An 11,947-nucleotide genomic window follows, 5' to 3' on the forward strand; every position below is an offset into this window, starting at 1 on the left:
CCCGTCGCGGCCTGAGCCGCGGCGCTTCGGACAGTCCCCGCGCGGGACTGTCCCCGGCCGGATTCCCCGCGCGGAGACCGGCCTCCGATCCCGCAGTACCCCCGCGCCCCTGTGGCGCGAAACCCCTCGCTAGGGAAAGTCAGTAGAGGTCCCGTGGCTGAAGCGGATAAATTCTGAAAGCGCTTTCAAAGTTACCGCCGAATACACGGATCCAGCTTGCCCTGCAGACAATCGGGCCCGCCATCGCATGGGGGTCATGGTCAAGACTGAGAGATAACAAGGAGACAAGATGAAGCACGTCCACCCCACCCGACAGCGGCAGGTCCGCGGCCCGCAACGTCAGCCCGTCGCGGCTGCCTGCGCCCTGTTGTTCCTCGCCGCTGCCGCGCACGCGCAGCAGGCGCCCGCGGCGCCCGAATCGGCGGCCTCCGAAGCGCAGCGCAAGGCCGACGCGACCATCGACACCGTCGTCGTCACCGGGATCCGCCAATCGCTGGACACCTCGCTGAACCTCAAGCGCCAGCAACGCGGCGTGGTCGACGGCATCGTGGCCGAGGACATCGGCAAGTTCCCCGACACCAACCTGGCCGAGTCGATGCAGCGCATCTCGGGCGTGTCCATCGACCGCTCGCTGGGCGAGGGCTCCAAGGTCACCGTGCGCGGCGTCGGCCCCGACTTCAACCTGGTGCTGCTCAACGGCCGCCAGATGCCGTCGTCGTCGATACTGGACACGGCGCCGTCGAACTCGCGCGCCTTCGATTTCGCCAACCTGGCGTCGGAATCGATCGGCGCGCTGGAGGTCTACAAGACCAGCCGCGCCAGCACGCCCACCGGCGGCATCGGCGCGACCATCAACATCAAGACCGCGCGCCCGCTGGACTCGAAGAAGACCGTGGCCAGCATCGGCGTCAAGGCCGTGCATGACGGCGGCAACTCGCGCCTGCCGGACAACCTCAAGGGCGACAGCGTGACGCCGGAAGTCTCCGGCATCTACAGCACGACCTTCGCCGACGGCATGTTCGGCATCGCGCTGTCGGGCAGCTTCCAGCGCCGCGACGCGGGCTACAACAACGCCGGCGTGCCCGGCGGCTGGCTGCCCTTCAAGGGCGACGAAGGCGGCTGGGGATCGATCCCGCAGACCGGCCAGCCCGGCGGCCAGAACATCACGAACCGGCCCGGCGCGACCGACGTCTACTCGGTCCCGCAGAACATCAACTACAACATGAACGGCATCCGGCGCGACCGGACCAACGGTCAGTTGACGCTGCAGTTCGCGCCGACCAAGGACCTGACGGCGACGATGGACTTCACCGGGTCGCAGAACAAGGTGCACACGCGCCGCAACGACTACTCGGCCTGGTTCAACTTCGGCGCCTCGAGCAGCTCGTGGACCCAGGGCCCGGTCGCCGCGCCCATCACCTACACCGAGACCATCGTGCCGGCCACGTCGGACCTGGCCATGGGCGGCGGCGACTTCGCGACCAAGAACACCAACAAGTCGCTCGGCCTGAACCTGGACTGGAAGGCGACCGACCGCCTGCGCTTCGAGTTCGACGCGCACAAATCCTCGGCGACCTCCGGCGCGGACAGCCCCTGGGGCTCGAACAACGTGATCGGCACCGCGAGCTTCAACCGCGGCACGACCACCGGCGACTTCACGCAGGACATGCCGATCCTGATCATCGACGGCTCGCAGCCCGACGCGACGCGCCAGCTGGTGACCGGCTCGGCCTTCCGCAACGGCTACATGCGCTCCGAGGTGGACCAGCAGCAGGGTCGCGGCTCGTTCAAGCTGGACGACGTCTCGAAGGTGGACTTCGGCATCGGACAGACCAAGGTCAAGAACCGCTCGGCCTACTCCAACGTCCAGCTCGACACCTGGGGTGGCGCGACCAGCGCGGCGGACTATCCGGACAACATCTTCCTGCCGGCCAACCTGCACGACTACTTCGGCCACATCGGCGGCGGCAACGACCCGCGGCTGGCGGCCAACTTCTACACCTTCGACTTCGCCACGCTGCGCAACCTGGCCGCGGCGGCCGCGGACAAGGCGGATCCGTCGAAGGGCCTGTCGTCGAGCAAGTACCTGGCCAACCCGAACTGGGACGTGGACCGTCGCACGACGGAGAAGTCCACCAGCGCCTACGCCGAGTACACCCGCGACTGGGAGCTGTGGGTGCCGATGAGCGCCACCATCGGCATGCGCTACGAGAAGACCAAGGTGACCTCGACCGCGCTGGTGCCGATCATGACGGGCATCAGCTGGGGTTCCAACAACGAGCTGACGGTGCAGAAGGGCACGCCCGGCTTCACGACGCAGAGCGGCGACTACAAGTACTGGCTGCCCAGCGTCGACTGGGACGCGGACCTGACCGACAACCTGAAGTTCCGCGCCAGCTACGGCACCTCGCTGGGCCGGCCGCTGTGGGACCAGATCCAGGGCGGGCAGACGCTCAACGAACTGGCGCGCCTGAACGGCGGCACGGGCTCGTCGGGCAACCCGGGGCTCAAGCCGCTGAAGGCCAAGAGCATCGACTTCTCGCTGGAGTACTACTACGCGAAGTCGAGCTACGTCTCGGCCGGGTTCTTCCGCAAGAACATCTCGAACTACATCGGCACGACCCTGGTCAACGCCACGCCCTTCAACCTGCACACGCCGGTCGGCGGCAAGCTGTACAACGAGGCGTCCACGACCGGCGCCTGCGCCAGCGACATCACCTGCATCCGCAACTACATCCTGAACCGGTACAACGGGACCAACGGGGTGGTGCGGACCGGCTTCGACGACAACGGCAACGCGCAGGGCACGATCCAGGGCCAGCCGGACGATCCGATCGCCAACTTCCAGATCACCGTCCCGGCCAACACGCACAACAACAGCCTGAGCGGCTACGAGTTGAACGTGCAGCATGCGTTCGGCCGGTCGGGCTTCGGCGTGCAGGCCAACTACACGCACGTGAAGTCGGGCCTGAAGTACGACCCGATGAGCTTCGACCAGCAGTACGCGCTGGTGGGCCTGAGCGACTCGGCCAACCTGGTGGGCTACTACGAGGACGCGCGCTTCAGCGTGCGCCTGGCCTTCAACTGGCGCGACAAGTTCCTGCAGGCGCTGAACGACGGCAACACGCTGGGCCGGTCCGCGCCGGTCTACGTCGAGCCGTACAAGCAGCTGGACCTGAGCATCGGCTACAACTTCAGCGAGCGCCTGAGCTTCCAGGCCGAGGCGATCAACCTGACGGACGAGGTCTACCGCACCTACGGGCGGACCAAATCGGAGGTGTTGAACGTGACCTCGACCGGACGCCGCTACATGGTCGGCATGCGCTACAAGTTCTGAGCGCCGCGGCGTCACCCTGAACCTGTGATCTCCTGGCCAGTTCCGATGGCCATTCGCCCGGCGCGCGATGCCTTCACCGGTCCCGCGCGCCGGGCTGTTTTTCAAGCCCCCGGCCTCCCACCTTGGGCTTCCCCTCTTCCCGGGCGGACGGCGTTCCGCCACCATCCTTGCCATGACCTCAGTCCTCCTGAACAGCCGCGATCACGCCGCGATGCGCGTGGTCACCCGCCGGGGCACGGCCTACGGCGACGGCGCCATCCAGGCGCCGCTCTTCCCCGCCGAGTTCCGCAACGCGCAGGCCCACTACCCGATCGTCTTCCGCGACGACGGTGCGGGCGGCCTGTACCCGGTGGTGCTCTTCGGCCTGGTCGAAGGCCGCAACCTCTTCCTCGCGCATGCCGGATCCGAGACGGTCTGGGATGCGCACTACCTGCCCTGGTCCGTCGAGCGCCAACCCTTCATGATCGGTCGATCGGCCGCGCCGTCGGGATCGGCGGCCGACGGGGACGGACTGCAACTGCATGTCGACCTCGCGCATCCACGCGTCCGCCTGGCCGACGACGGCGATGCGGCGCTCTTCGATGCGCACGGCAGCCCGACCGAACTGGTGGAGCGCGCCGCCTCGCTGCTGCGCGCGATCCACGAAGGCATGCTGGCGCTGCCGGCGTTCATGGACGCGCTGCTGACGCATCGCCTGCTCGAATCCTTCGTGCTGGACATCGAGTCGGATCAAGGCGGCATCGCGCGCATCACCGGATTCCAGACCATCCACCAGGAACGTCTGGAGGCGCTCGACGCCGAAGCGCTGGGCGCGCTGCACCGCGCCGGCTTCCTCGAGCCGATCTACATGGCGGTCGCCTCGATGGCGCAGATGCGCGGACTCATCGAGCGGCATCGCCGCTCGGGGCCATGAGGCCCCGCTCGTGAGGTCGACAGCGTGAGGTCGAACGCGTGAAGCCGATCCGCGAGATCGCCGCGACGCCGGGCCGCCTGCCCGACGGCCTGCTGGACGCGGCCGAACCGGTCGTGCTGCGCGGCGTCGTCGCGCACTGGCCGATGGTCGAGGCGGCGCGGCGTTCCGACCGCGCGGCGGTCGACTACCTGCGCCAGTGCTGGCGCGACGAACCCGTGGCCATCATGACCGGCCCGCCGGAGATCGAGGGCCGCTTCTTCTACAACGCGGACCTCAGCGGCTTCAACTTCGGCCGGCACGACGCGCCGCTGCCCGCGGTGATGGAGGCCCTGCTCGAGCTCAAGCGCGACCCGCGACCGCCCTGCTTCTACGTGGGGTCGACGACGGTGGACACCTGCCTGCCGGGCTTTCGCGCCCACAACGACCTCGACGTCGGCCATCCCGATCCGCTGGTCAGCGTCTGGCTGGGCAATCGCAGCCGCATCGCGGCCCACTACGACCTGCCCGACAACATCGCCTGCGTGGTCGCCGGACGGCGCCAGTTCACGCTGTTCCCGCCGGAGCAACTGCCCAACCTCTACGTGGGTCCGCTCGACTTCACGCCCGCCGGACAACCGGTGAGCCTGGTGGACCTGAAGCGCCCGGACCTGACGCGATACCCGCGCTTCGCCGAGGCGCTCGCTCACGGCCAGGAGGCGGTGCTCGAGGCCGGCGACGCCCTCTACATCCCCAGCATGTGGTGGCACCACGTGGAAGCGCTGGAAGGCTTCAACGTGCTCGTCAACTACTGGTGGCGCCAGTCCCCGGACCACATGGATTCGCCGGTGGCCGCGCTGATGCTGGCGCTGCTGACGATGCGCGATCTGCCGCCGGCGCAGCGCAAGGCCTGGGAAGGGATCTTCGATCACTATGTCTTCCACGCCGGCGGCGAGACCGCCGCGCACATTCCCCCGCCCGCGCGCCACGCGCTGGCGCCGCTGGACGCCGACGGCGCGACGCATCTGCGCGCCCACCTGATCAAACGTCTCCAACGCTGAGGAGCGCCTCATGAGCCAAGATTCCCCTTCGCGCGCGCCGGTGCGCCGCGTCGTCATCGCCGGCGGCGGCACGGCCGGCTGGATGGTGGCCGCCTGCCTGTCCAAGACGCTGGGCCGCGGCCTGGACATCCGGCTGATCGAGTCCGACGAGATCGGCACGGTGGGCGTCGGCGAGGCCACCATCCCGACCCTGCTGACCTTCAACCACCTGCTCGGCATTCCGGAGCAGGAGTTCATGGCCGCGACGCAGGCGACGTTCAAGCTCGGCATCAAGTTCGAAGGCTGGCGCGACCTCGGCGAGGACTACATCCACTCCTTCGGCACGACCGGCACGGACCACTGGACGGCGGGCTTCCAGCACTTCTGGCGCAAGGGCCGGGAGCGCGGCCTCGCGACCGACTACGGCGACTACTGCCTGGAGCTGCGCGCGGCGCAGGAGAACCGCTTCGCGCACCTGCCGCGGGCGGGGATGAACTACGCCTTCCACATCGACGCGACGCTGTACGGGCGCTACCTGCGCCGGTTCAGCGAAGCGCTCGGGGTGGTGCGCATCGAAGGCAAGATCGCGGAGGTGCTGAGGCACGGACCGGACGGCGCCGATGGCGACCTGCGCGCGCTGAAGCTGCAGGACGGCACGGAGATCGAGGGCGATCTCTTCATCGACTGCACGGGCATGCGCTCGCTGCTGCTGGGCCAGACGCTGGGGGTCGGCTACCAGGACTGGTCGCAGTGGCTGCCGTGCGACAGCGCGATCGCCGTGCAGACGGCCTCGGTGCGCGAGGCCCTGCCCTACACGCGCTCGATCGCGCACCCGTGGGGCTGGCAGTGGCAGATCCCGCTGCAGCACCGCGTCGGCAACGGCGTGGTCTTCAGCAGTCGCTACACCGACGACGACACGGCCCGGGCCGCGCTGCTGGGCAACATCGAGGGCGAGGTCCTGACCGAGCCGCGGGTGATCCGTTTCAAGCCCGGGCAGCGGGACGTGGTGTGGAAGCGCAACGTGGTCGGCATCGGCCTGGCGAGCGGCTTCCTGGAGCCGCTGGAGTCGACCAGCATCCACCTGATCCAGCGCAGCGCGATCCGGCTGATGCAGATGTTCCCCAAGGACGGCATCCGCCAGTCCGACGTGGACGAGTACAACGCGCAGATGGCGCACGAGCTGGAGCACATCCGCGATTTCATCGTCCTGCACTATCACGTCATGAACCGGACGGACTCGCCGATGTGGCGCGACATGCGGGCCATGAGCGTGCCGCCGTCGCTGCAGCACCGGCTGGACCTGTTCCGCGAGACCGGCCGCGTGTTCCGCGTGCCCAATGAGCTGTTCACCGAGAACTCGTGGATCCAGGTGATGCTGGGACAGGGGCTGATGCCGGAGCAGCACCACCCGATCGCGGACCTGATGGACGATCGCGAGCTGGGCGCTTTCCTGGGCGAGATGCGGGAGCGGATCGAGCAGACGGTGCGGCAGTTGCCGGGACATCAGCAGTATGTGGCGCGGTATGCGCCGGCGGCGGTCGCGCCGAAGGCGGCGGTCACGGCTTGATCGACGCTTGAAGTCATGCAAGGTCCCATGACGGCGGGTGAACGCAGCTGAACGCAACTGAACGCGCCCGCACCCGCCTGAAGGGTCCCGACGTGCCGGCCTCCGTGGCGGACGCCTTATGCTTGGCCGCACCGGAGGAACCATGGCAGAGCACAACGATCCGACATCCGATGACTTCGTCTGCGTCGCGACGCTGGACTCACCGACCGAAGCCCACCTGCTGAAGGGCGTGCTCGAAGCCGTTCACCTCACGCCGCATCTCGCGGACGAACACATGGTGCGGAACTACTCGCTGCTGTCGCCGGCGCTCGGCGGCGTGCGCGTGCTGGTCCCGGCATCGGAAGCTGCCGCCGCGCACCGGGCCATCGCGGAGTACGAATCCGGGGCCTATCGACTCGATGACGAGCAGGACGAACATCCTGCTGCCGAAGGCTGAACCCACGCTCGCCGTCTGCGCGAGTCGCGCTGCTCGTACGAGTCTCGCGGCCTGAAACAGAACGGGCTGCCCATCGGCAGCCCGTCGTGAGGCGAGCAGGACCGGCGACGCCGGTCCGTGCTCTGGCACTCAGCGCGACTTGCGGCGCGTCGAGAAGCCGAGGCCCATCAGCGCGATGGCGGCCAGGGCCAGCGAGGTCGGTTCCGGGATCTGGGCGTCGATGACGCTGTCCAGGAAGCGCAGGGTCGGCGCCGCCGCCTGGTCGCCCCAGTCGTAGCCGGCCACCCACACGGTGCCCTTGCCGTAGGAGCCGCCGACCAGCGCCGTGGCGCCGTTGGAGCCACGCGTGCCGTAGACGGTGCCGCTGCCCAGGTTCAGGAAGTCCTGGAAGAACTCGGTCGAGCCGCCATCCGAATAGGTCGTCAGGCCCAGCGCGATGCCGGCAGCCGTCATGGTGATCGAGTCACCGGTGCGATACGTGCCGAAGTTGTCCCGCGCGACGCCGCCCAGCAGGCTCATGCCGTACTGCGCGGACGACCACTCGGTGATCAGCTTGCCGCCGTTGGCCACGAAATTGGCGATGGCCGCATTGACGGGCGCGCCGCGGCCCAGCAGCAGCACGTCCACGGTGCTGAGGCTGGCAGCGTTCAAGCTGCTCAGCGACACGACGGTGTTGCCCAGGGCATTCAGGCCCGTGACACCGTTCACGCCATAAGTACCGACCGCGGCGGCTTGGGCACCGGCGGCGGCCAGGGTCAGCGCGGCCGTGACGGCCATCTTCTTGAAAGTCTTCGACATGGAACGGATCCTCATCCTCGTTAGATTGTTCCCTGCTTGAGCGAGATGCGTGCCATGCGCCGAAAGTCGAGCGGCGTCAATCACTTAGAACCACTTACAGGGGACAAACTGTCGCCGGCTGTAAGTTCGGCCGACACGCCCGTCCCGGGGATTGCCCGCGCCGTTCGTGAAATCCGCACGCGGGGCGGAAAACGGCGGTTTCGACGGAAAGTGGGGGATCTGGGCCCTGGTCTTGCCCATTGGCCACCTTCCCTGGAGATCCCCCATGCGCGGCGCCCTCGATTTCACTTCCTGGCAGACGATGCTCTCGACGCTGATCGGGCTCGTCATCGTGTCGCTGATCGCCGTCGGCGTGCGGCTGCTCGTGATGCAGTCGGTGCAGCAGCGGCGCGAGCGCGCCAACCGCCAGATCAATGAGCGGCTCAAGACTCTGATCGCCGCGTACAAGACGCTGGGCGGATCGTTCACCGGCACGCTGGCCGTCGACCCGCGCCATCTGCGGGAGCTGCGCCAGCTCGCCGAGCCCGGCACGATGGCGATCGGCGCCTCGGATCGGGCGCGCCGCATGCGCGATGCCGTCGAGGCCGCGCTGTCGGACATCATCCTGCTCGGCACCGATGAGCAGGTCCGGCTCGCCGCGCAGGCGGCACAGGACATGGTCACCGGCAAGCCGGTCGAGACGGCGGCGCTCGTCGCGTCGCTGCGCGACTTCATCCGCGAGGTGCTGGAGCTCGATCCGATTCCGGCGTCCGTCGTGATTCCGAAGCAGGGGCCGCTGAGGCCCGCGGGCAGTGGAGGCGGCAAGGGCGGCGGCGCCGGTGGGCGTGAGGGCGGCTCACGCGGAGGCGGTGGTGGTGGTGGAGGCGGCGCCGCAGGTGCTGGCGGGCTCGGCGCGGGGCTTGGACTTGGGGCAGCGGGCAGCCATGCCGCCGCGGGCTCTCAAGAGTCCGATGAGGATCCGACGAAATGATGCGCGTGCCGGCCTGCACCGTGGAAGCACTGCGCTGGTGTCGCCTTGCCGCTCAGCGCGATTTGCCTGCGTTCTCTATCGCCCGACCACCCCATTCGGCCAACGCCCCGATCCCGGCGACAACCGCGCTCGACAACCAGACCCAGTAGCCGGCGCCCAGCCCGTCGACTTTCAGCCGGATGGACGACGAGGTGTTCCAGGACCAGGCCCAGAGCGCTTCACGTACTTGCAGTGCGCCGAGCATCAGCGCAACGGCCCCTCCCAACGCGATCAGCGCGAGCACGGGCCTGCGAAAGGCCAGCAGCAGCCAGGCGGTCCACACCAAGGGATTGGCGAGCCAGTGGGCCGTCCCGTTGAGATAACCGAGGCAGAGCAGGAAAAAGCCGCTGTGGGAGCCGCCCTGGGCGAACCGGATAGCCGGCAGCGCGAGGGAGCCCAGATAGAGCAGCACGCTGAAGGTCAGGAAGATGGCACGGGGCGACATGGAGGCTGAGGCAGAAGCCTTTGGTAGCGACGCCGCGCAGTGTGTGCGCCACGACGCCAGCGACGATAGCCTCCTCTTCTCGGTACCGGCTCCCGCGACCGAGGGGGTCAGGGCGTGCCACCGCGCGCCGTCTGGCGCTGCCAGTTGTACGGCGTAGTCGTCGACACCTTCACCAGGCCCGAGGCCTCCAGGATGGGCCGCGAGAAGTCCGTGGAGTCGCTGTGGATCAGCGTCTTCCCCAGCGCTAGCGCTTCGCGTGCGCGCGCCGCAGTCAGCGCGCGATAGACGCCTCGCCCGCGCCACGCCGGACGCGTGGAGCCGCCCCAGATGCCCGCGAAACTCGTACCCGCAACCGGTTCCAGGCGCCCGGCGGTGATCACCTCGCCGTCGCGCTCCGCGATCCACAAGGACATGCCGTCGTTGCGCGCGAGCCGCTCCAACAAGGACAACACCATGGGCGCCGGATCGAAGTCGCCAAAGACCTCGGCCTGCATCGCACACATGCGCGCGACGTCATGCGGCTCGCGGATGGTGCGCATCGTCACGCCTTCGGGCAACGGCACGTCGGCGACCAGCAGCCGCGCCTCGCCGATCATGATCGACTCCGACGGATCAGGCTGGAAGCCGTGATCGACGAGCGCCTCATGCAGCCCCGGTGCCAGGTCATGCCCGCGTGACTTCCATTCAACATGGGTGATGGCGGGATCAGCCAGGTAGTGCCGCAACGCTTCCCCGACGAGCCGATGGATCTCCGTCGCATCGGCGCCGCCGAGATCCCGGTAGGTCACGAAGCCGCGTCCGCGCGCGAAGGTCACCAGCCGCAACGGTCCCAGCCGCGTGACGGCGATGGCGCTGGGCGTCTCCGTGTCCGAGCGGAGTTGGTCGTCGTAGGCGGCAAGCAGAGCGGTGGCGTCATTCATGCCGCCACATGGTAGTGGACGTCCGGCAAAAACCATTCAGTTGACCGTTTTGACCATTTCAGTACACTTGGTCAAATGAAATCAAGCAGCGAAGCGCAGACTCCCGCGACCAACGCGCGACGGGACACCATCCTCGACGCGGCGATCCGGGAGTTCGGACAGCGCGGTTACCGCAAGACCTCGATCGAGGATCTCGCCTCGGCGGCGCAGATCTCCAAGCAGGGTCTCTACCTGCACTTCGCGGGGAAGAACGAGGTATTCGTCGCCGCGATGCAGAAGTACCTCACGGACGGTCTGACGCTCGTCGACGAGGCGCTCGGCCGCGCCGACCAACCGCTCTCCAAGCGCCTCGCCGCTGCCATGGACGCCTGGTTCGGTCGTCATCTCGTCACCTTCACGCCGAGTTCCTTCGACGTGATCGAGGCCGGCGACCAGCTCTCCTCGAAGGACGTCGAGAAAGTGAAGCTCGCCTTCCAGCAGCGCATCGCCAAGGCGCTGGCAGCGGCGCCGGAGTTCATGGATGGCCCATCGAACCGGTCGCCGCAGGACGTCGCGCAAGTGCTGTTCCTGTGCGGCCTCACCTGGAAGGACGGCAAGCCGACACCCCAGGAATTCTCGAAGCGCGTCCGGCTGTGCGTGCGCGTCTGCTGCCATCTGGAGGAATGATCCATGAGCAAGGTCCTCGTCACCGGCGGATCCGGTTTCCTCGGCAGCCACTGCATCGTCCAACTCCTCCAGGCCGGCCATGACGTCCGCGCCACCGTACGCTCGGCGAGCCGGGCGTCGGCGGTGCGGGACATGGTGCGGCAGGGCGGCGCCGATCCCGACACGCGCCTCGACATCGCGGTCGCGGACCTGGGCGCGGACGCCGGATGGGCGGAGGCCGCCGCCGGCTGCGATCACGTGCTGCACACGGCATCGCCGTTTCCTCCAGGGACGCCAAACCACGAGGATGAGCTGATCGTCCCCGCGCGCGAGGGCACGCTGAGAGTCCTGCGGGCCGCACGGGCGGCAGGCGTGACGCGCGTGGTGCTGACCTCCTCGTTCGCGGCCATCGGCTACGGACACACCCAGCTTGACCATGCGCTCGACGAATCGTGCTGGAGTCGCCTTGAACCCGGCAGCACCGCCTACGTGAAGTCGAAGACGCTGGCCGAGCGAGCCGCCTGGGACTTCGTCGCCGCAGAGGGCCGCGGCCTGGAGCTCGTCGTGATCAATCCGGTCGGGATCTTCGGTCCGGTGCTCGGTCCCGACTACTCGTCGTCGATCGCGTTGATCAAGCGCATGCTGGACGGCCAGGTCAGCGCCTGCCCGCAGCTTCACTTCGGTGTCGTCGACGTCCGGGACGTCGCCGAACTCCATCTGCGCGCGATGACGCATCCCCAGGCGGCCGGCCAGCGCTTCCTCGCTTCCGCCGGGGACTGCGTGTCGATGCTGGACGTCGCGCGCATGCTGCGCGCCAGTCTCGGCGAGACGGCGACGCTGGCGCCGACGCGGCAACTGCCG

11 protein-coding genes are annotated in these 11,947 nt (G+C 68.3%); 8 read left to right on the forward strand and 3 right to left on the reverse strand.

The window, feature by feature from the left end:
• Nucleotides 1–289: 289 nt before the first annotated feature.
• The 5 genes from VF536_RS10390 (at nt 290) to VF536_RS10410 (ending at nt 7,269) form a co-directional block, all read left to right on the forward strand.
• A complete protein-coding gene (locus tag VF536_RS10390) occupies nt 290–3,337 on the forward strand; it encodes a TonB-dependent receptor (protein WP_331614770.1) in 3,048 nt (1,015 codons plus the stop codon).
• A 172-nt stretch (nt 3,338–3,509) separates the two neighbouring features.
• The gene (locus VF536_RS10395) at nt 3,510–4,250 is read left to right on the forward strand and encodes a SapC family protein (protein WP_331614772.1); all 741 of its coding nucleotides are present in this window, start codon (nt 3,510–3,512) and stop codon (nt 4,248–4,250) included.
• Between the two features lie 38 nt (nt 4,251–4,288).
• Nucleotides 4,289–5,287: a cupin-like domain-containing protein gene (locus VF536_RS10400; protein WP_331614773.1), complete on the forward strand. Its 999-nt coding sequence runs from the start codon at nt 4,289–4,291 to the stop codon at nt 5,285–5,287.
• A 10-nt stretch (nt 5,288–5,297) separates the two neighbouring features.
• Nucleotides 5,298–6,833, forward strand: a complete 1,536-nt coding sequence (locus tag VF536_RS10405; RefSeq protein WP_331614774.1) for a tryptophan halogenase family protein — start codon at nt 5,298–5,300, stop codon at nt 6,831–6,833.
• A 118-nt stretch (nt 6,834–6,951) separates the two neighbouring features.
• Nucleotides 6,952–7,269: a putative signal transducing protein gene (locus tag VF536_RS10410; RefSeq protein ID WP_331614775.1), complete on the forward strand. Its 318-nt coding sequence runs from the start codon at nt 6,952–6,954 to the stop codon at nt 7,267–7,269.
• Between the two features lie 129 nt (nt 7,270–7,398).
• Here the strand turns inward: VF536_RS10410 and VF536_RS10415 are convergent, their stop codons facing one another.
• Entirely contained in the window at nt 7,399–8,067 is a 669-nt protein-coding gene (locus tag VF536_RS10415) for a PEP-CTERM sorting domain-containing protein (RefSeq protein WP_331614776.1), read from the reverse strand.
• Between the two features lie 265 nt (nt 8,068–8,332).
• On the opposite strand from VF536_RS10415, the gene VF536_RS10420 reads away from it, so the two are divergent.
• Nucleotides 8,333–9,037 (forward strand): hypothetical protein, encoded by a 705-nt coding sequence (locus tag VF536_RS10420; RefSeq protein ID WP_331614783.1) that lies wholly within the window; start codon nt 8,333–8,335, stop codon nt 9,035–9,037.
• 52 nt (nt 9,038–9,089) lie between these two features.
• On the opposite strand, the gene VF536_RS10425 is transcribed toward VF536_RS10420, so the two are convergent.
• Together VF536_RS10425 and VF536_RS10430 are read right to left on the reverse strand one after the other, a co-directional pair.
• Nucleotides 9,090–9,521: a hypothetical protein gene (locus VF536_RS10425; RefSeq protein WP_331614777.1), complete on the reverse strand. Its 432-nt coding sequence runs from the start codon at nt 9,519–9,521 to the stop codon at nt 9,090–9,092.
• A 107-nt stretch (nt 9,522–9,628) separates the two neighbouring features.
• Nucleotides 9,629–10,441, reverse strand: a complete 813-nt coding sequence (locus VF536_RS10430) for a GNAT family N-acetyltransferase (RefSeq protein ID WP_331614779.1) — start codon at nt 10,439–10,441, stop codon at nt 9,629–9,631.
• A gap of 75 nt (nt 10,442–10,516) precedes the next feature.
• Here VF536_RS10430 and VF536_RS10435 point away from each other — a divergent pair, with 75 nt between their 5' ends.
• A complete protein-coding gene (locus VF536_RS10435; RefSeq protein ID WP_331614781.1) occupies nt 10,517–11,107 on the forward strand; it encodes a TetR/AcrR family transcriptional regulator in 591 nt (196 codons plus the stop codon).
• Between the two features lie 3 nt (nt 11,108–11,110).
• Nucleotides 11,111–11,947: aldehyde reductase (locus tag VF536_RS10440; protein ID WP_331614782.1), on the forward strand; the 837-nt coding region annotated here is incomplete at its 3' end.

The sequence above is a fragment of the Roseateles sp. genome (genome assembly GCF_036486225.1).
In the GTDB taxonomy this organism is placed as follows: Bacteria; Pseudomonadota; Gammaproteobacteria; order Burkholderiales; family Burkholderiaceae_C; genus Roseateles.